General features: G+C 71.2%; 18 protein-coding genes. 6 read left to right on the top strand and 12 right to left on the bottom strand.

From position 1 onward, the window contains the following. Positions 1–145 precede the first annotated feature (145 nt). A complete protein-coding gene (locus tag O7615_RS30045) occupies positions 146–553 on the top strand; it encodes a roadblock/LC7 domain-containing protein (RefSeq protein WP_278181159.1) in 408 nt (135 codons plus the stop codon). 25 nt (positions 554–578) lie between these two features. Here O7615_RS30045 and O7615_RS30040 read toward each other — a convergent pair whose 3' ends face one another. From O7615_RS30040 to O7615_RS30030, 3 genes are all read right to left on the bottom strand, one after another. Next, a complete protein-coding gene (locus O7615_RS30040) occupies positions 579–2771 on the bottom strand; it encodes a xanthine dehydrogenase family protein molybdopterin-binding subunit (RefSeq protein ID WP_278181158.1) in 2193 nt (730 codons plus the stop codon). A 76-nt stretch (positions 2772–2847) separates the two neighbouring features. Beyond that, positions 2848–3849 (bottom strand): xanthine dehydrogenase family protein subunit M, encoded by a 1002-nt coding sequence (locus O7615_RS30035; RefSeq protein WP_278181157.1) that lies wholly within the window; start codon positions 3847–3849, stop codon positions 2848–2850. Between the two features lie 4 nt (positions 3850–3853). Continuing rightward, entirely contained in the window at positions 3854–4318 is a 465-nt protein-coding gene (locus O7615_RS30030; protein ID WP_278181156.1) for a (2Fe-2S)-binding protein, read from the bottom strand. Positions 4319–4543: 225 nt separating this feature from the next. Between O7615_RS30030 and O7615_RS30025 the strand changes: the two genes are divergently transcribed. Beyond that, positions 4544–6652, top strand: a complete 2109-nt coding sequence (locus O7615_RS30025; protein WP_278181155.1) for an alpha-glucuronidase — start codon at positions 4544–4546, stop codon at positions 6650–6652. A 31-nt stretch (positions 6653–6683) separates the two neighbouring features. On the opposite strand, the gene O7615_RS30020 is transcribed toward O7615_RS30025, so the two are convergent. Further along, positions 6684–8840 carry a glycogen debranching N-terminal domain-containing protein gene (locus O7615_RS30020; protein WP_278181154.1) on the bottom strand — a complete coding sequence of 719 codons (2157 nt, stop codon included), beginning with the start codon at positions 8838–8840 and terminating at the stop codon, positions 6684–6686. A 208-nt stretch (positions 8841–9048) separates the two neighbouring features. Between O7615_RS30020 and O7615_RS30015 the strand changes: the two genes are divergently transcribed. Further along, positions 9049–10218, top strand: a complete 1170-nt coding sequence (locus tag O7615_RS30015; protein WP_278181153.1) for a low temperature requirement protein A — start codon at positions 9049–9051, stop codon at positions 10216–10218. A 105-nt stretch (positions 10219–10323) separates the two neighbouring features. Here the strand turns inward: O7615_RS30015 and O7615_RS30010 are convergent, their stop codons facing one another. Next, entirely contained in the window at positions 10324–10947 is a 624-nt protein-coding gene (locus tag O7615_RS30010; RefSeq protein ID WP_278181152.1) for a TetR/AcrR family transcriptional regulator, read from the bottom strand. Between the two features lie 122 nt (positions 10948–11069). Here O7615_RS30010 and O7615_RS30005 point away from each other — a divergent pair, with 122 nt between their 5' ends. Next, entirely contained in the window at positions 11070–11921 is an 852-nt protein-coding gene (locus O7615_RS30005) for an SDR family oxidoreductase (RefSeq protein ID WP_278181151.1), read from the top strand. Positions 11922–11930: 9 nt separating this feature from the next. Here the strand turns inward: O7615_RS30005 and O7615_RS30000 are convergent, their stop codons facing one another. The 7 genes from O7615_RS30000 to O7615_RS29970 form a co-directional block, all read right to left on the bottom strand. Continuing rightward, positions 11931–13982 carry a beta-galactosidase gene (locus O7615_RS30000; RefSeq protein ID WP_278181150.1) on the bottom strand — a complete coding sequence of 684 codons (2052 nt, stop codon included), beginning with the start codon at positions 13980–13982 and terminating at the stop codon, positions 11931–11933. After that, positions 13966–14661, bottom strand: a complete 696-nt coding sequence (locus tag O7615_RS29995) for a YesL family protein (protein WP_278181149.1) — start codon at positions 14659–14661, stop codon at positions 13966–13968. Before O7615_RS29995 ends, O7615_RS30000 begins: the two co-directional genes overlap by 17 nt. After that, positions 14658–16178 carry a xylan 1,4-beta-xylosidase gene (locus tag O7615_RS29990; RefSeq protein ID WP_278181147.1) on the bottom strand — a complete coding sequence of 507 codons (1521 nt, stop codon included), beginning with the start codon at positions 16176–16178 and terminating at the stop codon, positions 14658–14660. Before O7615_RS29990 ends, O7615_RS29995 begins: the two co-directional genes overlap by 4 nt. A gap of 79 nt (positions 16179–16257) precedes the next feature. Then, the gene (locus O7615_RS29985) at positions 16258–17898 is read right to left on the bottom strand and encodes an extracellular solute-binding protein (protein ID WP_278181146.1); all 1641 of its coding nucleotides are present in this window, start codon (positions 17896–17898) and stop codon (positions 16258–16260) included. Positions 17899–17942: 44 nt separating this feature from the next. Further along, complete coding sequence (locus O7615_RS29980; protein ID WP_278181145.1) at positions 17943–18890, bottom strand: carbohydrate ABC transporter permease; 948 nt, start codon at positions 18888–18890, stop codon at positions 17943–17945. After that, positions 18887–19867: an ABC transporter permease subunit gene (locus tag O7615_RS29975; protein WP_278181144.1), complete on the bottom strand. Its 981-nt coding sequence runs from the start codon at positions 19865–19867 to the stop codon at positions 18887–18889. Before O7615_RS29975 ends, O7615_RS29980 begins: the two co-directional genes overlap by 4 nt. Further along, positions 19864–22263 (bottom strand): glycoside hydrolase family 3 N-terminal domain-containing protein, encoded by a 2400-nt coding sequence (locus O7615_RS29970; RefSeq protein WP_278181143.1) that lies wholly within the window; start codon positions 22261–22263, stop codon positions 19864–19866. Before O7615_RS29970 ends, O7615_RS29975 begins: the two co-directional genes overlap by 4 nt. Before the next feature lie 296 nt (positions 22264–22559). Here O7615_RS29970 and O7615_RS29965 point away from each other — a divergent pair, with 296 nt between their 5' ends. Then, positions 22560–23585 (top strand): substrate-binding domain-containing protein, encoded by a 1026-nt coding sequence (locus tag O7615_RS29965; RefSeq protein WP_278181142.1) that lies wholly within the window; start codon positions 22560–22562, stop codon positions 23583–23585. A 21-nt stretch (positions 23586–23606) separates the two neighbouring features. Continuing rightward, positions 23607–24650: an acetylxylan esterase gene (locus tag O7615_RS29960; RefSeq protein WP_278181141.1), complete on the top strand. Its 1044-nt coding sequence runs from the start codon at positions 23607–23609 to the stop codon at positions 24648–24650. The last annotated feature ends 246 nt before the right edge of the window (positions 24651–24896 follow it).

Raw genomic sequence — 24896 nt, 5'->3', positions numbered from 1 at the left:
GGTACCGGAGTGATCTCTGGTACGAACGTTGGAGCAACCTGGCGGATCGGTCGGCCAGGACGGGCCGTCGAGGCCGCAGTGGGAGCCGACGACGCCCTCGGACACCGGTCCCGCCGTACGAGAGGACAGTCCATTGACTCCTGCCGTGACCACCGCCGACAACCTCGGCCGCGCGCTCGACGCCATCGTCGACCGGGTGCCGGGTGCTCAGTTCGCGGTGGTGCTCTCCCCGGACGGCCTCCTGCTGGGCGCCTCCCGGGGCATCGACGACGAACTCGCCGTCCAGCTGTCCAGCATGGTCTGCGGGCTTCAGGCGCTGGGCCTGGCCGCCGCCCGGGTCTGCGGGAAGGGCGAGCTGCACCAGGTCGTCGTGCAGATGTCGCAGGCGTTCCTGTTCCACGCCACCACCGGTAACGGGGCGATCCTCACCGTCGGCATCGAGGGCGACGCCGAGGTCGGCGACATGGCGTACGAGGTGGCCCTCTTCGCCGCCAGCGCCGACGACCACCTGCCGGTCTACCTGGAACCGGCCGTCCGCGACGGGCGGGTGTGACACCGGCCGGTCGGCGGGCGCCGGGTCACAGGACCGGCAGGACGTCCTCGATGTGGATCGGCAGTCGGGTGAAGCGGGTTCCGGTGGCGTGGTAGACGGCGTTGACGACGGCCGCGGCGACGCCCACCATGGAGATCTCGCCGAGTCCCTTCACACCCACCGGGTTGATCCGTGGATCCGGCTCGTCGACGAAGTCGACGTCGATCTGATGGATGTCGGCATTGACCGCGATCGGGTACCCCTCGTAGCTGGCGTTGAGGAAGCCGCCGTAGCGGGGGTCGACCTCGCTCTGCTCCCGCAGCGCGGCGCCGATTCCCCAGATCACCCCGCCGCGGAGCTGGCTGGCCGCGGTGACCGGGCTGGCGACCCGCCCGCAGTCGGCGACGCTGACCACGCGGGGCACCCGGATCTGGCCGGTCAGGGGCGCGATCCGGACCTCGACGAAGTGGGCGGCGTAGCTGAACGTGACGAAATCGGGGTACGCGGGGCCGGCGAAGGCGAGCGTGCCGTTGCGGATCCGGTCCATCGCGCTGGCGTCCTGGCCGGCGCCCAGGTTGCTGGCCCGCACCTCGACCTCGGGTCTGCCCGAGGCGGCCACCGCGCCGCGCAGGTCCACCGGCCCGGTGTCGGGCACGCCGAGCTGCCTGCGTAGTTCGCGCAGGGCGGCGTGCACGGCCGGCAGCGCGGTCGCGGTGCCCCAGGAACCGGCCGTCAGCACCTGCGGGGTGCGGCGGGAGTCGGCCAGGTCGAGGCGCACCGCGTCCGGCTCGACGCCGAGGTCCCCGGCCACCAGCCGGGCGACCGCCGTGCTGATGCCCTGACCCATCTCGTGGCCGGTCACGGCGACGCTGACGGTTCCGCTGCCGTCCACACAGAGGACGGCCACCGCCGGGCAGGTGCTGCCCGGATAGGCGCCGATGGCGACCCCCCAGCCGACCAGCGAGCCGTCGGCCGCGCGCATCGAGCGCGGCTGCGGCGTACGGTCCGCCCAGCCGAACCGCTTCGCTCCCCGCCGCAGGCACTCGGCGACGTGCCGGGAGGAGAACGGCAACCCGGTCACCGGGTCGCGGTCGGCGTCGTTGGCCAGCCGGAGCGCCACCGGGTCCTGGCCGGTGGCGTAGGCGACCTGGTCGACCGCGGACTCCATCGCGAAGGTGGCGATGTGCTCGAAGGGCGCCCGCATGTAGCCGGGAGTCTGCACGTCGGTGCGGACCAGCCGCTGCAACCCCCGGAAGTTCGTGATCCCGTAGAGCCGGGACGAGACCTCGGTGTAGAGCGCCGGAAACAGGTCCTGCCGCGAGGTCTGCTGGTCGATCTCGTGGATCGCGGCCAGCAGCCGCCCGGAGGAGTCGGCACCCACCCGGACCCGGTGCCGGCTCGCCGGGCGGAAGCTGGCCTGGTGGAAGACCTGCGTCCGGGTCAGCACCAGCTTGACCGGCCGGCCGACCCGGCGGGCGGCGACCGCGAGCGGCCCGATGTGCGGCTGGAGCGAGTTCTTCTGCCCGAACCCGCCGCCGACCGGCGGGGAGATCATCTCCACCGTGGCCGGGTCGATGCCGAGCTGCTGGGCGACACCGTGCTGGATCGCGCCGGAGTTCTGGCTGCCCTCGTGGATGACCAGGGTGTCGCCGCGCCACCGGACGACGCTGCTGATGAGTTCCATCGGCACCTGGTGCTGGGGCGGGCCGTGGATCTCCACGTCGACCTGCACCGGGGCGGCGGCGAAGGCCCGGTCGGCGTCGCCGACGGCGAGGTCTTCGGTCATCGGCAGCGGGATGGCCTGGGCCTGCACGAGCGTCTCCGCGCCGGGACCGTCCAGGGTGACCGCGAACGGCTCCTCGGCGTAGCGGGCGGTGACGAGTTCGGCCGCCTCGGTCGCCGCCACGAGGGTGTCCGCCACGACCAGCGCGATCGGCTGGCCACGATAGGCGATCTGGTCGCCCACCAGCGGTTGGAAGCTCTGGAAGCCGTAGCCGCCGCTCATCACGAAGCCCTGCGAGCCCAGCTCGTCCCGGTCGATCCGGGTGATCACCACCTGGACGCCGGGCACCCGCTGCGCCGCCGTGGTGTCCACGTCGAGGACGCGACCTCGGTTGATGGTGGCGACCGCGAACGCGGCGTACGCCAGGTCGTCGGGCGCGCGGTCGACGCCGTAGCGCAGCGCGCCGGTGACCTTGGCGCGGGCGTCGACGCGATGGTCCGCGCGGGCCGGGTTCATCGCGCCGCCTCGCCGCGCTCGGCGCCGCGACGAGGCACCACCGTGCTGAGCCGGATGGTTCGCTGACGACGTTCGCTCATCGGGCCGCTCGCTCTCCGGCGATGCGTAGCGCCTCGGCGAGGGTACGCTCGGCCAGGTCGATCTTGAAGCCGTTGTGCGTGCCGGCCCGGGCGCCGGCCAGCGCGGCCCGCCCGGCCGCCCGGGCGTTCTCCGGGGTCAGGGGCTGGCCGATCAGGACCTGCTCGGCGGCGGGGACGCGCCAGGGGCGGGTGGCGACGCCACCCAGCGCGATCCGGCACTCCTCGACCCGGCCCTGGTCGGTGACGGTGATGCCGACGGCGGCGGAGGCGAGCGCGAACGCGTACGACTCACGGTCACGGACCTTCAGGTACGTCGATCCGCGACCGGCCGCGGTGACCGGCACCCGGACCCGCAGGATCAGCTCGTCCGGGGCGAGGTGGTGTTCGAGGTGCGGGGTCTGGCCGGGCTCCCGGTACAGGTCGGCGATGGCCACCGTCCGTGCACCCCGGGAACTCACCACGTCGACGGCCGCGTCGAAGGCGATCAACGCCACCGGCCAGTCGCCCGCGAAGGCCGCGGTGCACGCGTCGCTGGTGCCGAGCACGGCGTTGCCGCGGTCGATGCCCCCGATCGCCGCGCAACCGCTGCCCGGCGCCCGCTTGTTGCAGGGGTACGCCACCTCGCGGAAGTACGCACAGCGGGTCCGTTGGAGCAGGTTGCCGCCGGCGGTGCCCATGTTGCGCAGTTGCTGCGACGCCGCGAGCCACAACGACTCCGACAGGGCCGGATAGTCGCCACGCACCACCGGGTCGGCCGCGATGTCGGCCATCCGGGCGCCGCCGCCGAACACCAGGTGGTCGGGGCCGGACGTGTCGATGGCGCCGAGTTCGGCCAGCCGGCTGACGTCCACCACCACCGACGGACGCTCCACACCCAGCTTCATCAGGTCGTAGAGGTTCGTGCCGCCGTTGAGGAACCGGGCACCCGGTCCGGCCTCGGCGATCACGTCGACGGCCTCGGCGACCGAGGCGGGCGCGGTGTAGCTGAAGGAGCGCATCCGATCAGGCCCCCGTCCGGCCGGCGGTCTGCCGGATGGCGGCCACGATGCCCACGTACGCGCCACACCGGCACAGGTTGCCGCTCATGTACTCGCGGATCTCGTCGTCGTCACCGGTGTGGCCCTCGGCGATGCAGGCCAGGCCGGACATGATCTGGCCGGGGGTGCAGTAGCCACACTGGAGGGCGTCGTTGTCGATGAACGCCTGTTGCAGGGGATGCAGGCTGCCGTCGGAGTCCGCCACCCCTTCGATGGTGTTGACCTCGCGGCCGTCGACCTGCATCGCCATGGTCAGGCAGGAGACCACCCGGCGGCCGTCCAGGTGGACGGTGCAGGCCCCGCACTGGCCATGGTCGCAACCCTTCTTGGTGCCGAACATCCGCAGCCGGGTGTGCAGCACGTCGAGCAGCGACTCGCGTTCGTCGACGGTCACGTCGATCTCGCGCCCGTTGACCCGGAACCGCGTCACGAGGCTGCTGCTCCCCGCCGGGGCGACCGGGTCGCGGATGGCGTCGAAAACCGTGTCATGGGGAGCAAACGTATCGGCCCGGGGCCGTCCGGGGAGCCGATCGGCGAGATCGCACGCCGCCGGGTGGCCCGCACCGACGCGGCCGGGAGGCGGACCGACCGGTCCTACCGAGAACTTCCGGAAGCACCTTGACGCATATCCGGTAAGATCATTACGATCTGCGCAATGAGCAGGTTTCGATCTGGGTCGCGCGGTGACCATTCCCCGACCGAGGTCCACCCCGCGTGGCTGCCGCCCCAGGCGTTGCGCGCCGTCGGTTCCCGGCACACCCTCGTGCACGGCGACGGCCTGCTCGTCGACACGGTGTCCGACGAGGTCGAGCGGGCCTGCGCCGCGTACGGCGGCACCGTCCGGCGACGGGCCGGCGAGACCGGTGGCCCGGCGGTGAGCCTCGTGCTCGCCCTGATCCCGGCCCTGCGGGACGCCGGCCCCGATGCCCCGGTCGACCTCGACGCCGCCCGGGCGACCCAGGCTGACCTAGTCGCGGCCGACCAGGGACCGCTCGGTGTCGAGGGCTACGCGCTGGCCCGCCACGGCGAGGTCACGGTGGTGCTCGCCGACGAACCGGCGGGGCTCCTGCACGGGCTGTTCCATGTGGTCCGGCTCGGCGAATCGGCGTTCGGCCCGCCCCACCCCGTGCGGGCGCACCGGCCGGCGATGCGCCGGCGGATGCTCGACCACTGGGACAACATCGACGTGCACCCGGTGATGGGGCAGGTCGAGCGCGGCTACGCCGGTGGGTCGATCTTCTGGCAGGACGGCCGCGCCCGACGCGACCGTACCCGGGTGCGGGCGTACGCGCGGCTGCTGGCCGCCAGCGGCGTCAACGCGGTGTCGGTGAACAACGTCAACGTCCACGCCACCGAGGCGCGGCTGCTGACCGAGCGGCTCGACGAGGTGGCCGAGATCGCCGACGAGCTGCGCCCGTACGGCATCCGGGTGCACCTGTCGGTCACCTTCGCCGCCCCCGTGGTCCTCGACGCCCTGCCCACCGCCGACCCGCTCGACGACGCGGTGCGGGCCTGGTGGGCCGAGACCACCGACCGGGTGTACGCCCGCATCCCCGACTTCGGCGGCTACGTGGTGAAGGCCGACTCGGAGGGTCAACCGGGTCCGTTCAGCTACGGTCGCGACCACGCCGACGGGGCGAACCTGCTCGCCGAGGCGCTGGCACCGCACGGCGGCGTGGTGCACTGGCGGGCCTTCGTCTACAACCACAAACAGGACTGGCGCGATCGCTCGACCGACCGCGCCCGGGCCGCCTACGACCACTTCGCCCCGCTCGACGGCCGCTTCCGTGACGACGTCATCGTCCAGGTCAAGCACGGCCCGATGGACTTCCAGACCCGGGAGCCGGTCTCGCCGGTGATCACGGCGATGCCCCGTACCCGGCTGGCCGTCGAGTTCCAGGTGACCCAGGAGTACACGGGCCAGCAGCACCACGTGTGCTACCTGGCCCCCTGGTGGAGCGAGGTGCTGCGGTTCGGCTGGGGCGACGACGGGCGGGCCGTCGCCGACGTGGCCGCCGACGGTGGCGGGCTGGTCGCGGTCTCCAACGTGGGCGACGACCCGTTCTGGACCGGGCACCCGCTGGCCCAGGCCAACCTGTACGCCTTCGGCCGGCTCGCCTGGGATCCCCGGCTGCGCCCGGCGGACGTGCTCGACGAGTGGATCGAGTTGACCTTCCACCCGCGGTCCGCCGCCGATCCGGAGCTGCTCCGCCGCACGCTGCACGAGATCATGGACGACTCGTGGCGCACCTACGAGCGGTACACCGCCCCGTTGGGCGTGGGCTTCATGGTGCGGCCCGGCAGCCACGACGGCCCCGACGTCGACGGGTACGAGTACACCCCGTGGGGCACCTACCACTTCGCCGACCGGGACGGCGTGGGGGTGGACCGCACCCGGGCCACCGGCACCGGCTTCACCGGCCAGTACCCGCCGCCTTGGTCACAGGCGTACGAGTCGCCGGCCTCCTGCCCCGACGAGTTGCTGCTCTTCTTCCACCACGTGCCGTACGCGCATGTGCTGCACAGCGGTCGCACGGTCATCCAGCACATCTACGACACCCACTTCGACGGGGTTGCGGAGGTGGAGGCGAGCTGTCACCGGTGGAAGTCGCTGGCCGGGCTGGTGGACGCCGCCGTGCACGCCCGGGTCACCGAGCGCCTCGACGAGCAGCTGCGCAGCGCGCGGGAGTGGCGTGACCAGATCAACGCCTACTTCCACCGCAAGTCCGGGGTGCCCGACGCCCACGGCCGCCCCCTGCACTGACCCGGCTGCGGGCCGGAGCCGGCTGGGCCGGTCAGCTGGGTCGTACGGTGGCGTGGGTGCCGGCGGCGTCGATGTCCCACCGCTGGCCGAAGGCGTTGGTGCCGCGCAGGTGGAGGCGGCCGAACTCGGCCGGGATGTCGGGTGCGGTGCGGAGTTCGCCGTCGCGGGCGTCGAGCCCGAGCATGGTCCGCAGGAACAGCAGCGGCGCCGCGCTGGACCAGGCCTGCGGGTTGCAGGCGGTCGGATACGGCACCGGCGTCCGGCCGAACGTCCGGTCGTAACCGGAGATCGCCTCGGGTAGCCGGTTGTCCGTGAACCCGGCCGCCTCCAGCATGGCCACGATGATCCGGTTCGCCTCCGCGCGGAAGCCGTAGCGGGCTAGCCCGTGGGCGATGAGGGAGTTGTCGTGCGGCCAGACGGTGCCCATGTGGTAGCCGATGGGGTTGTAGCCGCGCTCGGATGTGGCGGTCGTCCGGACCCCCCACCCGGAGAACAGGTGCGGGGACATCAGGTGGTCGGCGACCCGTCGGGCGCGCTCGGGCGGCACGATGCCGCTCCACAGCAGCTGACCCATGTTCGAGGTCATCGAGTCGATGCGCTGCTTGTCCCCGTCGAGGCCGATCGCGTAGAAGCCGCCCCGGTCGTCGAGCCAGAAGTCCCGGTTGAACCGCTCGTACAGCTCGGCGGCCTCGGCGCGCAGCCGGCGGGCCAGCTCCGGATCGCCGAGCGGACCGTCGGCCAGCTCCGCCATGCGCAGCTTCGCATCGTAGGTGTAGCCCTGCGTCTCACAGGTGGCGATCGGCAGGTAGGGGATCTCGCCGTCGGCGAACTGGATGCCGTCCCATGAGTCGCGCCAACACTGGTTGCCCAGGCCGTGCAGCGAGCGGGTGGCGTACTCGACGTACCCGTCGCCGTCCCGGTCGCCGTACCGGTCGATCCACCGCAGGGCCGCGTACGCCTGCTCCCGCAGGTGGTGGACCAGCTCGTCGTCGCCGGTCCACCGCCAGTACTCCGACAGCACGATCAGCCAGAGCTGGGTGGAGTCGGCGGCACCGAAGTACGGGTTGTGCGGCCGTTGACCGGTGACGGTCAGTTCCCCGACGCGGTACTCGTGCAGGATCTTCCCGGGTTCCTCGTCCCGGAAGTCGTCCACCGTGGTGCCCTGGTGCGACGCGAGCGCGATGAGTGCGCCATGGGCGAGCTGCGGTGCGAAGCTCAGCGTCTGGTACGCGGTGATCAAGGTGTCCCGGCCGAAGACGGTGAGGAACCAGGGCAGGCCCGCGGCGGGCAGCATCACCCGCTCACCGTTGATGCACTTCTCGATCCGCAGCGCGATCAGATCCCGGATCGACTGCTCGAAGATGGCGCGTAGGCGGTCGGAGTCCGCCCGCAGGACCGGTGCGACGGCACGCCACCGACCTGTCGGGTCGTCCTGGTCGCCGTCGAAGACCTCACCGAAGTCACGGCGGCGGGGCATCAGGTTCGCGATGCCCCGCCCCAGGGGGACGGTCAGCTCGCACGACCAGCGGCGGCCGGGCAGCAGCGTCACGTCCCAGACCAGGCCGTCCCCGTCCACCCGGCTGGCGAAGGGCCACGCGCACACCCTGGTCTCCGCGTGGAAGTGGTCGGTCGAGTAGGTGAAGGTGAGCTGCGATCCGTCGGAGGCGTGCGTACGGGTGATGCGGTGCGACCGGTCGCTGATCTCACTCTTGATCTCGAACAGGTCCGCGAAGTCGGCTCCGGCAACCAGCCGGAGCCGGAGCTGCTTCGGCTCCCGGGCGAAGCTGTGCAACTCGATGCGTTCGTGCAGCCCGTCACCGACGAACCGCTGCCGGCGTATCCCGATGGCGTTCGCCGGGATACCCGGCAGTTCGGGGACCGCCAGGAAGAACGCGGCGGAGTAGTGGTCGACGACCGAGGCGCCCAGCAGCAGCGGACTGGTGTCGTTGACCGTCAGTCGCCAACAGCTGAGATGCCGGGTGTCGTCGTGGACCAGGCCGCCGATCGAGTGCGGCGGCACGTCGCCGAGGGCGTTGGAGAGCATGAAGGTGGACGCCTCCATGATGCTCACCGCGTCCGGACCCAACTCCGGCGGCAGGTCACGCGGGACGCCGGCCACGTCACCCGGCTCGGCCCGCTCGGCGGGCATCGGATCGGCCGGAGTCGGCCGCGGCTTCGCGGTCGTCACGCCACTCCTCCCGAGGCGCAGCAGGGGCGGGAAGTAAACGGAACCACGCCGGACCGCGTCCCGGCGGCGAAACCGGGATCCGACCCCCGGATGGTCGGCCGGGCGCCGGTTCCGCGAGCACCGTCACATCGGGGGTGGTGTTCTGGTTACGGTGAGTGTGCCTGGTGGGCCGTATCCCGGAAGGAGCGAGGTACAGAGGAGCCACGCAATGGTGTCGAGTGACCGGGGTTCCCTGGCCCGGGATCCGCGCCGCTACGAGGTCACCCCGGTGGAGTTGTTCTTCGACCTCGTATATGTCTTCGCGTTCATCCAGTTGTCGCGCCGCCTGCTGGAACACCTGGACTGGACGGGTCTGGCCACCACCGTCGTGCTGTACTTCGCGGTCTTCTGGACCTGGGGCTACACCGTCTGGGCGGTCTCGCTGACCGACACCCGCAAGGCCCCGGTGCGGTGGATGCTGCTGGTGTCGATGCTGTTCGGGCTGTTCATGAACGCCTCCATCGCCGCGGCGTTCGAGGAGGCGGGCTGGTGGTTCGTCGGGGCGTACCTGCCGGCGCTGATCGGCCGGACCATCTGGCTGCTCACCGTGAACCTCCAACCCGCCCTGCACGCCCACTTCCAGCGGGTGCTGGTCTGGCAACTCGCCTCCGCGCCGCTGTGGATCGCGGGCGCCGCCGCCGGGCCGGAGACCCGCCTGCTGCTGTGGGCCTGCGGTGTCGGCATCGACCTTGCCGGCACCCTCACCGCCCACCCCCTGCCGGGTCGATGGCTACACAGTGCGGGCATCGCGTTCGCCGCGCCGCACATGTTCGAACGCTGCCGGCTCTTCTTCCTCATCGCCCTGGGTGAGACCGTCCTCACCACCGGCTGGGCCATCGCCGACGCGCCGGTGCAGCCGATAACCCTGCTGACCGGCACGGTGGCGCTGGCCGGGACGGTGGCCATCTGGTGGGCCTACTTCCGGCGAAGTGAAGCCGCCGCCCGGCGGCAGGCGGAACAGGACGCCGACCCCACCCGCGCCAGCCGGTACGCGACCAACGGCCTGATGCTCATGGTCGCCGGTCTCATCTCCATCGCCGTGGGGGACGAACTCGTCATCGCCCACCCGACCGAACAGACGACCGTCGCCACGAACGCCGCGCTCTACGCCGGACCGGCACTGTTCCTCACCGCCCAGCTCTGGTTCGCCCGGTCGGTGGCCAGGGAACTACCCCCCTCCCGGCTGGTCGGCCTGATCGCCCTCGCCATCGTCGGGACGGCCACCCTGCGCGCACCGTCCTTCGTCGCCGGGATCGGCAGCACCGCCGTCCTGGTCGGCGTCGCCATCGCCGACGGCCGGCGGGCCCGTGCGGAGGAGGCCGACCACGCGGGCACCTGACGCGGCGCGCGGCCGAGCCATCGCGTGACCGGGCTGTCGCGGCCGGGCTGTCGCGTGATTGGGCTGTCGCGCGGCCGGGGGGCACCACCTGCGGCGTATCGTGGCCTACGGGGCCGCGTCCGGGCGGGGGCGTAGGCCGTTGAGGGCGGTGGTGACGACCCGGTCGGTGTACGCGGTGGTGAGTGGTCCACTGCGGTGCAGCCACCGGTGGAGCACGGGGCCCCAGATCATCTCCACGGCCACGTCCAGGTCGAGGTCCCCGGCGAGTTGCCCGGCCCGCTGGGCACTGCGCAGCCGCTTCCGTTTCGCCTCCTTCAGCGGCCCGTCCAGCCGTTCGGCGTAGGCGGCCGCCAGCTCCGGGTCGTACGTGATCTCGGTGGCCAGCGCGCGCATCGGCCGGTCGTACCGTGGATCGTTCAGCTCGGCGACCGTGGCGCGCAGCACGGCGGTCAGGTCGGCGTCCAGATCGCCCGTGTCCGGCAGGACGACAGGTCCGCCGTCGGCGCCCGCACTGAGCATCAGGAAGGCATCGAAGATGATGGCCCCCTTCGACGGCCACCAGCGGTAGATGGTCTGCTTGCCGACGCCGGCGCGCCCGGCGATGCCCTCGATGCTGAGCCTGGCGTAGCCGACCTCCTGCAGCAGGTCGAACGCCGCGGTGAGGATCGCCAGCCGGGAGGCTTCCCTGCGGCGGGCCGCGTTGGGCGTGGCGCGATGCTGCGTCGGCATGCGCCCATCGTATCCCAACGGCGAGACGGTACGTCTCGTCTTGCCTGACGCCTGGTCGTGTCGTATCGTTGCCTCCGGCGAGACGGACCGTCTCGTCTTGTGGCGAGAGGCGGAGACCCACCATGCGCAGCTCATCCAGCACCGCGTCGCGTACCTGGTTCATCACGGGCGCCAGCCGTGGTCTGGGCCGCGCGTTCACCATCGCGGCGCTCGACCGCGGTGACCGGGTGGTCGCCGCCGCCCGGACCATCGCCCGGGCCGACTTCGACGAGCGCTACGGCGACCGGCTGCTCACCCTGACCCTCGACGTGACCGACCGGGCGGCGGTCCTCGCCGCGGTGGCCGCCGCGGTCGAGCGCGTCGGGCGGCTCGACATCGTGGTCAACAACGCCGGCACCATGTCGATGGGCATGATCGAGGAGTTCACCGAAGCCGAGGCACGGGCCCAGTTCGAGGTCAACCTCTTCGGCGCGCTCTGGGTCAGCCAGGCCGTGTTGCCGCACCTGCGGGCCCAACGGGCCGGCCACCTCGTGCAGATCTCCAGCATCGCCGGGCTCGGCGGCTTCCCCAGCACCGGCATGTACAGCGCGAGCAAGTTCGCGCTGGAGGGCATGAGCGAGGCCCTCGCGATGGAGGCGGCCACCTTCGGCGTCACGGTCAGCATCGTGCAGCCCGGCGGCTACTGGACCGACCTGTACACCAGCATGACCTCGACGACGCCGATCACCGCCTACGACCCCCTGCGCGCGGAGTTGGCGCGGCAGTGGGCTGAGGACTCGATCGACAGCGAACCCGCCCTCGCCGCCGAGGCGCTGCTGAAACTGGTCGACAGCGACGACCCGCCGCTGCGGCTCCTGCTCGGCAGCATGGTGTACGACCTGGCGTTCGACATCTCACGCCGGCGGATGGACACCTGGGCGGGCTGGGAACGGGTCAGCCGGGCCGCAGAGCACGCCCAGGCCGGGCCCGGGTAGCCGGCCGGCTCAGGCGCGCTCGCGCACCACCCGGACGCCGTGGCCGTCGAGCCGCAGCGGCGCGCCGTGCGCGACCCGGTCGCCGGTGAGCAGGTCAACGCCGTCCACGCTGGCGGGCACGGTCACCGGCTCGGCACCGTGGTTGAGCAGGAACAGCAAACGGGTGCCGTCACCGGTGACCCGCACCGCGGTCTCCAGCCCCGGCACGTCCGGGTACGCCCCGGTGAGCCCGTGCCGCGCCAGCACCTGCCGGACCACCCAGGACACGCCCGGCTGGTCCAGCGCGGTGCCGACGTACCAGCCGTGGCCGGCGCCGTACGCGTTGCGGGTGACCGCCGGAGTGCCGGCGTAGAAGTCGGCCCGGTAGCTGCCGACCACCTCCGCGCCGTCCGGGATGACCAGCTCGAACACCAACCGCGAGGCGACCTCGACGCGGTCGGCTCCGGTGCCCAGGCAGACCGGGTTGACCACGTCCGCGGCACGGGCGTCCCACTCGTCGACCCGGACGCCCATCAGCGGCGCCAGCGGTCCCGGCACGTCCGCCAGGAAGGCGTTGCCGTCCACGTCCACCCGGCCGGACAGGAACGTGGTGAGCACCGAACCGCCCCGCTCGGCGACCCGCGCCAACCGGTCGGCCAGGTCGTCCTTGACCATGTGCAGCGCCGGGGCGAGGACCACGTCGTAGCCGGCGAGGTCCGCGCTGACCGCGACCACGTCGACGTCCACCCCGGCGTCCCACAGCGCCTGGTAGTAGGCGAGGACGACCTGCTGGTACCGCACCAGGCGGGAGGGGCCGTCGGAGATCTCCAACGCCCACCAGCTGTCCCAGTCGAACAGCAGCGCCACCCGGGCCGGCGTGCGCGCACCGAGCGTCGCGTCGCCGAGCCGGCGCAGCTCCGCCCCCAGCTCGGCGACCTCGCGGAAGACCCGCGTGTCGGCGCGGCCGGCATGACCGATGACCGCGCCGTGGTACTTCTCGGATGCTCCCCGCGACGCCCGCAGTTGGAAGAACAGCACCGCGTCCGCACCGTGCGCGACCGCCTGCCAGCTCCACAGCCGCATCACCCCGGGCGGCTTGAGCGGGTTGACGTCCCGGCAGGCCGTCATGCTCGGCGTCTGCTCCATCAGCCAGAACGGCTGGCCGCCCTTCAGCCCTCGCATCAGGTCGTGGCTCAGCGCCATCCAGGCCGGTGGGCTGCCCTCGGGCGGGTAGTTGTCCCACGAGGCGAAGTCCAGGTGCTCGGCCCAGCGGTGGTAGTCGATCGGCCGGTACATGCCCATGAAGTTGGTCGTCACCGGCAGGTCGCTGGACTCGCGGATCGCCGCCTTCTCGTCGCGGAAGTTGGCCAGCATCGCCTCGGAGGTGAACCGGCGGTAGTCCAGGGTGATGCCCTGGAACGCGGTGTGGTCCGGCCCGCGCCAGTGCTCGGTCAACGCCGAGGGCGCCTCGATCTCGTCCCAGTCGGTGAAGGTGTGCGACCAGAACGTGGTGTACCAGGCCGCGTTGAGCGCCGCCAGGGTGCCGTAGCGGTCGCGCAGCCACCGCCGGAAGCCGGCCGCGCAGCGGTCGCAGTAGCAGGCGCCGCCGTACTCGTTGCCGACGTGCCAGGCCACCACCGCCGGGTTGGCGGCGTACCGGCGGGCCACCCGGCGCGCCAGCTCGGTCGAGAGCCGGCGGAACACCGGGGAACTGGGGCAGGAGTTGTGCCGCTGGCCGAAGCGGTGCCGGCGACCCTCGAAGTCGACGCGGGTCACCTCCGGATGGGCGCGGGCCAGCCACGCCGGGTGCGCACCGGTGCCGGTCGCCAGGCAGATCATCCGGCCCTGCCGGGCGGCGCGGTCCACGACGCGGTCCAGCACGGTGAAGTCGTACACGTCGGCGGCGGGCTGGGTCAGCGCCCAGTCGAAGACGCCGAGGGTGACGGTGTCGATCACGGCCAGCTCGAACAGCCGGTCGTCGTCGTCCCACACCGGCTCGGGCCACTGCTCCGGGTTGTAGTCCCCACCGAACGGCACCTTGGCGGTCACCGGGAGCCGCGCGGGCTCACTCCCCACGGTCACGCGTGAACTCCTCGCGGATGATGGCGATCATCGGCTCACCGCCGCGGACCAGCGCCAGCGCCAGCACCGAGCCGAGCGCGGCAAGGGCCGCCTCCGAGGTGGCGTGGGTCAGCAGCGTCGCCGCGACCAGCAGGAGCGCGACGCCGAGAGCCACCACCGGCGTACGCAGCACGAAGTACGCGGCCAGCCGGACCACGTCGCGCAGCCGGAACGTGAACAGGGAGGTGATCACCAGCGCGTTGACCCCGATCACGGACACCCCGGCACCGACCAGCACCAGCGGTGCCGCCCACCAGCCGGACAGCCCGGCGGCCGACAGGTTGGCCAGGTTGACCGCGATGATGGTCAGCCACAGCAACGTCGGCACCCAGACCAGCAGCGAGCCGGCCAGGTTGGCCCGGTAGCCGCGCCAGAACAGCCGCCACGGGTGCAGCTCGGTGAGGTCGAGGCGCTGCTGGTACAGGGCGTACAGCGCGGCGGACAGCGCCGGGCCGAGCGGCACCGTACAGGCGGCGACCAGCGGCAGGTTGCTGACGTGGCGTTCCAGGGCGAAGAGCGCGACCAGGCTGGGCGCCGCGCAGACCAGCAGCAGCAACTCGACCACGAGCAGCGTGTAGACCAGCGCGGCGATCCGCGACAGCGGTCCGGCCCCGAACTCCCGACGAGCCGCCGTACTCACGACCTGACCTCGCCGAACAGGCGGCTCTCGTCCCACCACGGCGGCGTCTCGTCGACCACCGGGGTCAGCTCGGCCAGGGTCACCTCGTGCCGGGCCAGGTGCAGGTCCACCTCGACGCGGCCCGCCTGCACCGGCAGCGCGGCGTGCCGCCGGGCCGGCTCGGCGGCCTCCCGCAGGACGTCCAGCTGTCGGCTGGTCGGGGAGGGCGGCCGGCCCAGCTCGCACCACGCCCGCCAGGCGTTGCCCGCCTCCTCGCTGACCGAGGAGCGCAGCAGGAAGGCGGTGCGGGCGGTCGCCGGGGCCACCGGCAGCGACAGTCGCACGGTGTGGCCGTCCACCGGGTCGTGTCCGGTGGGGTCGACCGGCGCCCAGGCCAGCACGGCGATCCGGCCGGTGGCGTCGCGGGTGACCAGGTGGTCCGGGCCACGGGCGAGCAGTTGGTCACCCAGCCGGTTCATGAAGGCGTACAGGTGGTAGGTGGGTTTCTTGACCTGGCGGTGGGTGAGCAGGCCGAAGCCGCCGTGGAACAGTGCGGTCGGGATGCCCACCTCCTCGAACATGTCGCTGAACGTCCAGTACGCGAAGGAGTCGACCAGGTCGCCGCCGCCGGCCAGCACCGGAGCGAGGTAGGCGGCGTGGAAGGCGGTGTCGTGGATCGGATTGTCCGGCCGGTAGGAGGAGTTGAACTCGGTGATGTGCACCGGCAGCTCCGCCAACGCGGTGCCGGCGAGCTGCCGGCGAGGGCTGGCGAACTGGTCGAGCAGCCGCTGCGCCGGTGCGAGGGTCTGGTGTACGCCGAAGGGCACGTGCTGGGCCGGGCCGGAGGTGTAGGCGTGCCGGCTGACGAAGTCGATCGGCACCGAGCGGTCGGTGACGAACTCGGCGAACCGGGGCAGCCACCCGTCGTCGGCACCGGGGGAGATCGCCGGGCCACCGACCTGGAGTGCGCCGTCCACCTCCTTGACCGCGTGCGCGGTCACCTCGTACAACCGGTGGTAGGCGTCGGCGTCCGCGTCCTGCCAGAAGTCCTTGAGGTCGGGTTCGTTCCACACCTCGATGGGCCAGCCGCGCACCTCGTCCAGGCCGTACCGGTCGACGAGGTGGCCGACCGTCGCCCGGACCAGGTCGGCCCACTCGGCGTGCGAGCGCGGCGGGGTGACGTTGCCGCGCCACCAGAACACGGTCTGCGCGCCGCTGGCCAGACCGGAGGGCATGAAGCCCAGCTCGACGAAGGGCCGGATGCCCAGTTCGAGGTACGCGTCGACCACCTGGTCGACATAACCGAAGGCGTGCCGTACGTGCCGTCCGCCCTGGTACTCGTACGGCCGGTGCACGCCGACGCCGTCGCTGAGCAGCCCGTGCCCGCGGATGTGCCGGAAACCGATCTCGCGTTGGATCAGGGCCAGCGAGTCCTGGTAGTCGCGCCGCAGCGCCAGCTCGAACCGGCCGGTGCCGACGGCGAAGCGCCACGCGTCGGAGAGTCGTCCGCTGGGTTGCTCCGCAACGGTGATGCGCATCCTCGTCCTCTTGCTCGGTGCGGGTGGAACGAAGGTGGCCGGTCCGGTCGCGCCGACACGACCGGACCGGCCACGTCTCCTAGTTGTTCTTCTCCTTGAAGCGTTCGTAGGCCTTGGTGACCGCGTCCATGTAGGCGTCCATGTTCTTGCTCTTCAGCTCGTTCACGTACGCGTCCCACTGGGCGAAGTCACGCTGCCCGAGGATGAACTGCAGGGTGGCCTGGTAGACGTGGTCGCGCAGCGGGGTAGCCCACAGCGACACCTGCTCGCGTTCCTCGTCGGTCAACGGGTGCGGCGGGGGCACCACCCGTGCCGGACGCGCGTTCATGACCTCCTGGAACTGCTGCTCCTCCTCGGAGAAGAACGCCTGCACCAGCTCGGGGTTGCCGCCGTAGGCGAACACGCCGTTGTAGAAGCCGAAGTCCTTCTGCAGGTGCTTGGGCGCGTCGGGGTTGAGGCCGATGACGTTGACGTCCGGGGCCAGGGTGGCCTTGCCGGCGGCGTCCTTGACGAAGCTCTGGCCCTCGACACCCCACTTGGCGAAGTGCTGGCCCTCGTCGGAGTACCAGAGCCAGTCGACGAACTGCATCATCGCCACGAAGTTCTCGCTGTCGCGGGCCTTCGCCGAGATCATCATGCCGTTCTCGAAACGGTCGGCGGGGTTGATCTCACCGGCCGGGCCGATCGGCAGCGGAATCTTGGTGATGGTTGCCTTCGGGTTCGTCGCCGCCAGGTCCGGCCGGTAGTCGTTCACCAGGGTCTGCGCGTTGCTGCTGATCACGAAGGACCTGCTGTTGGCGAGCTTCTGCCGGGCGAGATCGTCGGTCTGGGTGAAGCTCTCCGGGTCGAGCAGCTTCTCCGTCACCAGCTTGTTGAGGTACTGCAGGATCTGCTTGTACTGCTCGGTGGCGCCGGTGTACTCGAACTTCTGCGCCTCGGCGTTCCAGCTGGTGTGCTGGAAGTTCCAGCCGGCGCCCTGCAGGCCGTACGAGAAGGCCATGATGTTGAGCAGGTTACCGGCCGGGTTGGGCTGGCTGAACCGGTCGGAGAACGGGTAGACGTTCGGGTACTTCGCCTTCATCGCCTTGAGCACCGTGTAGAGCTCGTCCCAGGTCTTCGGGATCTCCAGGTTCAGCTCTTCGAGGATGTCGGTGCGGACCGCCAGCGAGTAGTCGTGCCAGGGCTTCTCGTGCACCCCGGGCAGCAGGTAGAACTTGCCGTCCTCCTGGCGCCGGGTGTCGAGCTCCGGTGCCAGGTTCCACTTCTCGATCTTGTCCTTGAAGTTCGGCATCAGATCGATGTAGTCGCTGACCGGCAGGATCGCCCCCGAGGAGACGTACGGCTCCTCCTGGCTCGGGTAGGTCTTCGGGATGAGGAACGGCGCGTCACCGGCGCCGATCAGCAGGCTGCGCTTCTGCTCGTAGTCGCTCAGCGGCACCGCGACCGGTTCGAGCGTGACGTTGGTCCGCGACGTCAGCTCCGACCAGAACAGCCAGTCGTTCTTCAACGGGTAGTTCGGGTGGTTGCTGTACAGGAGGGAGAAGGACAGCGGCTCGGAGGCCTTGAACTGCGTACCGACGGAGTAGTTGTCCATCGCGCCGACCCGGTTCTCCGACAGGTCCTCGTTGCTGGACGAGTCGTCGCTACAGGCCGTGATACTGCTGAGGGCGAGCAGCGCCGCGGCTGCTGCCGCCGTGTGGCGCCACGATCTGCGGAACATGGCGGATCCTTTCAACTTGGTGGTGGGAGGGTGGGGCATGCTGGTCAGCCCTTCACCGCGCCGAGCATGATGCCCCGCACGAAGTACCGCTGGATGAAGGGATAGACCATGAGGATCGGCAGGGTGGTGAGCACGATCGTCACCGCCTTGAGCGTCGCCTCGGCCTGTACCTCGTTGGCCTCGGCGATCGCGCCGACGTTCTCCGCGCCGGTGGCACCGGCGATCAGGTTGCGCAGGTAGACGGTGACCGGCCAGAGTTCCTGCCGGTCCATGTAGAGGAAGGCGGCGAACCACGAGTTCCAGAAGGCCACGGCGTAGAAGAGCACCATCGTGGCGACGATCGCCTTCGACAGTGGCAGCACGATCCGTAGCAGGATGCCGTACGTGTTCAGCCCGTCGACCGCGGCGGCCTCCTCCAGGTCGACCGGCAGGCTCTCGAAGAACGCCTTCATCACCAGCAGGTTGAACACGTTGATGGCGTTGGGTAGTGCGATGGCCCAGACGCTGTTCTTCAGGCCCAGGCTGGTGACCAGGACGTAGTTGGGAATCAGGCCGCCGGTGAAGAACATCGTGAACACCGCGATGGTGATCAGCGCGCCGCGTCCCCTGAGGTGCTTCTTGGAGAGCACATAGGCGTACGTTGTGGTCAGCACGATCGAGATGACGGTGGCGGTGACCGTGTAGAACACGGTGTTGCGGTAGTTCGTCCAGAACATCGAGTCGGACATCAACAGCTCGTAGGTGCTCAGGGTGAAACCGCGCGGGATGAGGTTCACCTGGCCGCTGAGGATGTACCGCTCGTGGCTCATCGAGCGGGCCACGATGTTGACGAACGGGTAGAGCGTCACGATCACGACGATGGTCAGGATGATGCCGTTGGCCACCTGGAACGCCCGGTAGCCCCGGGTCTGCCGGATGCCCCGCCGCCGGCGTACCGGCGGGCCGCCGGGCGCGGTCTGCGGGGTGGCTGGTCCGTTCGCTTCGATGGTCACCACAGGCTCGTCCCTACCGTGCGGCGGGCGATCAGGTTCGCGGACAGGACCAGGACCAACCCGATCACCGCCTCGAACAGCCCGATCGCCGCGGCGTAACTGAAGTTGCTGGACGCGAAGCCCACCCGGAACAGGTACGTGGAGATGACGTCGGCGGTCGGATAGGTCAGCGGGTTGTAGAGCAGCAGGATCTTCTCGAACCCGACCGCCATGAAGGTGCCGATGTTGAGGATCAGCAGCGTCACCATGGTCGGCCGGATGCCCGGCAGCGTGACGTGCCAGGTCTGCCGCCACCGGTTGGCGCCGTCGATGCGCGAGGCCTCGTAGAGGTTGTCGTCGATGGTGGTGAGCGCGGCCAGGTAGAGGATCGTGCCCCAGCCGACGGTCTGCCAGATCTCCGACGAGACGTAGATGGTGCGGAACCATTCCGGTCGTTGCAGGAACGGAATCGGATCGCCGTCGCCCGCGCGCACGAGCTGGTTGATCGTGCCGTCCATGGACAGCATCTGCATCACGATGGCGGCCACGATCACGATGGACAGGAAGTGCGGCAGGTACGACACCGACTGCACGAGCCGCTTCAGCCTGCGGGCCCGCACCTCGTTGAGCAGCAACGCCAGCACGATCGGCAGCGGGAAGCAGAACAGCAGGGTCAGCCCGCCCAGCACCAGCGTGTTGGTGAAGACGTTCCAGAACGTCGGGTCGGTGAAGAACATCTTGAAGTACCGCAGGCCGACCCAGTACTCGCCGAAGATGTTGCCACCGGGCTGGAACCGGCGGAAGGCGATCAGGTTGCCGAGCATCGGCAGGTACCGGAAGATCAGGAAGAACAGCAGCGGCAGGATCGCCAGCGAGTACAGCTGCCAGTCCCGGCGCAGCGCCCGGCGCCAGGCCTGGCGGGCGGTGGGTGGGGCGGGGGGCTTTCGCGGCGGGCCACCGGGCGACACCGGCGTGGTCATCGTGGTCGGTGCGCTCATCGCGGGCCCCCTGAGACGGCGAGGACGGCGGGCTCGACGCGTACCTGCGAGACCAGTTCCCGCTGATGGCCGACGTCGCGCTCGTCGCCGACCAACCGCAGGGCCAGGCTCGCCACCGGGTCGCCGCTGGAGCGGCCGAGGCGGAGCTGCACGTCGCCGGGCTCGACCACGCGCCGGCCGTGCACACCGGTGAAGGAGGTGACGTCGGCGGGGACCTGGAAGGTGACCCGGGCCGTCTGACCCGGCTCCGCCGGCACCCTGGCGTACCCGATCAGGCGGACCACCGGCCTGGTGGTCTGTGCCACCGGATCGTGCAGGTAGAGCTGGACGACCTCGGTGCCGGCCCGCGAGCCGGTGTTGCGCACCGTGACGCCGACCGTCACCTCGCCGTCGACCGGCCATGCGGCGGTTGCGCCGGAGGCGTCGCCCGAATCGCCGGTCACCTCGGCGTCGCTCCACTCGAAGGTGGTGTAGCTCAACCCGTGGCCGAACGGGAACGCGGGCGTCGGGTCCACCGACGACACCCGCGAGCGGCGGCCCAGGGTGGGGGAGAGGTAGGTGCCGGGCAACCCGCCGATGTCCCGCGGCACACTGACCGGGAGCCGGCCGGAGGGGTTGACCGCGCCGGTGAGCACCTCGGCCAGCGCCTCGCCGCCGAGTTGGCCGGGGAAGAACCCCTGCACGATCGCGCCCGCGCCGTCCGTCACCGGGCCGAGCGCGTACGGCCGGCCGGAGAGCACCACCAGCACCACCGGGGTTCCGGTGGCCAGTACCGCGCGGACCAGTTCGGCCTGTACCCCGGGCAACTGGAGGTCGACCGCGTCGCAACCCTCACCGGAGGTGCCCCGGCCGAACATGCCGGCCCGGTCGCCGACCGCGAGGACGCAGACGTCGGCGTCGGTGGCCGCCTCGACCGCCGCGGCGATGCCGGAGGTGTCGTCCCCGGTGATGTCGGTACCCGGGACGAAGGTGAGCTGCGGGTGCCGTCGCTGCAGCGCCTCGCGCAGGGACGGAATCTCCACGCCGACGCCGTGCTCCGGATACTGCACGCCGATGTGTAGGGGGAAGGAGTAGCACCCGAGCATCGCCATCGGGTCGTCCGCGACCGGGCCGACCAGCGCGACGCGCCGGTCGGCGGCGAGCGGCAGCAGCCCGTCGCGGTTACGGAGCAGGACGACGGACTGGCGGGCCAGGCGCAGGGCGACGGCCTGGTTGGCCTCGTCGTCCAGGCGCAGCTCGTCGACGTTGGCGGGCAGTTCACGCCATTCCTCGTCGAGCAGCCCCAGCTCGATCTTCTGGATCAGCACCCGGCGCAGGGCGCGGTCGACCAGGTCCGCACCGACCGCGCCGGAGCGCACCGCGGCCAGCAGCGGCGCGCCGTAGGCGTCCACTGTGGGCAGTTCCACGTCGGTGCCGGCGCGCAGGGCGAGCCGGGCCGCCGCCGCGGCGTCGGCGGCCACGCCGTGCAGGGACTGCAGGAAGCGGACGGCGAAGTAGTCCGCGACCAGCACCCCGTCGAAGCCCCACCGATCCCGCAGCACCCGGGTCAGCAGTTCCTCGTCGGCGGCCACCGGCACGCCGTCGATCTCGGCGTACGAGTGCATCACCGATCGCGCGCCACCGAGCCGCAGGGCCATCTCGAACGGTGGCAGGATGACGTCGGCCAGTTCCCGGCGCCCCATCGGCACCGGCGCCAGGTTCCGCCCGCCCCGGGAGGCCGAGTAGCCGGCGAAGTGCTTCAGCGTCGCCACCACGCCGGCCCGCTCCAGCCCGCGCACGTACGCCGCGCCGACCGTCCCGACCAGGTAGGGATCCTCGCCGATCGTCTCCTCGGTACGCCCCCAGCGGTAGTCGCGGGTCACGTCCAGGACCGGGGCCAGTCCCTGGTGGACACCGGCGGCCCGCATCGACCGGCCGATCAGCCCGGCCATCTCCTCGACCAGGTCCGGGTCGAAGGCCGCACCCCAGCTCAGCGGCGCCGGGTACACGGTCGCACGCCAGGCGGCGAAGCCGGTGAGGCACTCCTCGTGCACCTGGGCCGGAATCCCGAACCGGCTCGTCGCCACGATCTGCGCCTGGGAGGCGGCCAGGGCGCGGGCGCCGAGGACCGGATCGACCGGCGCGGTCCCGAACGGCCGGGTCAGCTGACCCAGGCCGTGCCGGATGGCATCCCGCCAGGGCGGCGTGTGCTCGACCCGATCGGACTGGTGGGGGGCGACGCCCTCGCCGGAGGCGTCCGCGCCGACCCAGAGGCCGACCAGCTGGGCGATCTTCTCCTCCAGTGACATCAGCGGGATGAGCGCGTCTGCCCGTTCGTCCGGTCGCAGCCTCGGGTCACGCCACGGATCGGTGCCGGGGGACACCAACCGATCGTCGACGGGCAGCTGACTTGTCATGCGAACCCCTCCGGCCACGCTCGGGAGATCGTCCCGGCAGGGCCACGCAGACCGCCGTGAAGGCGGCGATTATCGAAATTTTCGGAAACCAGTTCGTCACCTGTGTCGGGAACTTAAGGGCGTCGACAGAGCGTGTCAAGAGGCTCGGGACATACTGGCCACGCTGCATTTGCGGCATCTGTAGGTGAGCGGTCGCTGCCCGGTGACGGCCCCGCCGTCATTGACTCGCGTCACCGGTGACCGGTCCTCACCGTGCTACAGTCTCCGAAATTTTCGGGACTGTTGCAGAGGATCGGATGGCTGTGAACCGCTCGCCGGCCGTGCTCGGCTCCGCGACCATCGCGACCATCGCGCAGGAGGTCGGTGTCTCCGCGGCGACGGTCTCCAAGGTCCTCAACGGGCGCTCGGACGTCGCCGCCGGGACCAGGGCGCGGGTCGAGGCCAGCCTGGAGCGGCACCGCTACCGCCGCCGTGCCCGCCGGGCGCCCGGCGACGGCCAGATCGAGCTGGTGTTCCACGAGTTCGGCTCCGACTGGGCCCTGGAGATCATCCGCGGTGTCGAGGCGGTCACCACGCTCACCGACACGCACGTGGTGCTCTCGCAGCTGGAAGGCGCGCACCGGCCGCCGCAGTCCTGGGTCGACTCGGTGATCGCCCGACGTCCCCTCGGCGTGCTGCTGGTGATGTGCAACCTGACCGACCAGCAACGGCAACAGTTGCAACGCCAGTCGATACCCGTCGTCGTGCTCGACACCGACAGCGCCAGCGTGGCCTCCGTGCCCACCATCGGCTCGAACAACTGGAACGGTGGACTGCTCGCCACCCGCCACCTGCTGGAGCTCGGGCATCGCCGGATCGCGATGATCTCCGGCCCGCGGGAGGTGCTCTGCGCCCGGGCCCGCACGGCGGGTTTCCGCTGTGCCCACGAGGAACTCGGCGTGCCGGTCGATCCGGCGCTGATCCGCCACGGCAACTTCCACCTCGACGCCGGCTACTCCTACGGCATCGAGTTGCTGAGCCGGCCGGACCGGCCAACGGCGATCTTCGCCGGCTCCGACCTGCAGGCGATGGGGGTGCTGCGTGCCGCCCGTCAGCTCGGCCTCGATGTCCCCGGCGACCTGTCGGTGGTGGGCTACGACAACCTTCCGGTCTCGGCCTGGATCGGCCCGGCCCTGACCACGGTCAACCAGCCGCTGTACGACATGGCCGGCACGGCCACCCAGATGCTGCTCGACCTCGCGCGGGGAAACGCCCTGCCCACCAGCCGGATCGACCTGGTCGCCGAGCTGATCGTCCGCGAGAGCACCGCCCCACCACCCTGACCGACGCCCCTGCGAGGAGCCATGCCCCTGTTCGACCTGTCCCTGGACCAGCTGCGGCAGTACGCGCCAGCCGTGGCCGAGCCCGCCGACTTCGACGCGTTCTGGCGGTCCACGCTGCGCGCGGCGGCGGAGTCACCGGTGCTGCTCGACGTCCGTCCCGAACCCACCGATCTGCGTCTGGTCGACAGCTGGGACGTCACCTTCGCCGGATTCGCCGGTGACCCGGTCCGGGCCTGGTACACCCGCCCGTCCGGAGTGGACGATCCGCTGCCGGTGGTCGTGGAGTACGTCGGCTACGGCCGCGGCCGGGGGCTGCCGCACGAGCGCCTGATCTGGCCGGTCGCGGGCTACGCGCACCTGCTCATGGACGCCCGGGGCCAGTCCGGCCAGTACGGTGCGGGCGACACGCCCGACCCGCACGGCGAGGCGCACGGTGGGCCGTCGCCGGTGACCCGCGGCATCCTGTCCCCGGAGGGCTACTACTACCGCCGCCTCATCACCGACGCGGTGCGGGCGGTCCAGGCGGCTCGCGCCCTGCCGGGAGTCGACCCGCGGCGGGTGGTCGCCGCGGGCAACAGCCAGGGCGGCGGGCTGGCCCTGGCGGTCGCCGGGCTCGTTCCCGACCTGGCCGCGGTGCTCGCCACCGCGCCGTTCCTCTGCCACCTGCAGCGGGCCATCGAGATCACCGATGTCGGGGTGTACGGCGACATCGTCAACTACCTCGCCATCAACCGGGACGCGGAGCCGGCGGTGCGGCGCACCCTCTCCTACGTCGACGGGGTCACCTTCGCCCGGCGGGCCAGTGCCCCGGCGCACTTCGGCGTGGGGCTGCGCGACATGGTCTGCCCGCCGAGCACCGGCTTCGCCGCGTACAACCAGTACGGTGCCGCCAGCGGCCAGCCGGAGCCCGAGCGGGCGATGCACGTCTACCCGTTCAACGGCCACGAGCACGGGGACGCGACCCAGGTACGGCGGCAGCTGCGCTGGCTGGCCGGCGTACTCGGTGGTGCCGACGGCACCGCCGACCGGATGGCGGCGCCGAAACTTTCGGAGACTCCGGCCTGATCGACGTGACCACGTTCTCCGTGGCGTGGCGGGACGACGGGCAGTGGGCGGCGATTCGGACCGGGGCTGAAAGTGTTCCGGAGCGCGTTGAGCTTTCGGACGTGTTTCGATACTGTTTTCGATATACAACAGCCTCGATCTACTCATGGTGGCCGGCTGCACGCACCGGCCGACGCGGCTTCCGGGCGACCGCGTCGGCGACGAAGGGCCACCGTGCTGGGCAGTAGTCGGGGCCGGCTTCTCATC

This window comes from Micromonospora sp. WMMD1082, from assembly GCF_029626175.1.
GTDB lineage: Bacteria > Actinomycetota > Actinomycetes > Mycobacteriales > Micromonosporaceae > Micromonospora.
This window is presented reverse-complemented; position numbering and strand designations above follow the sequence as displayed.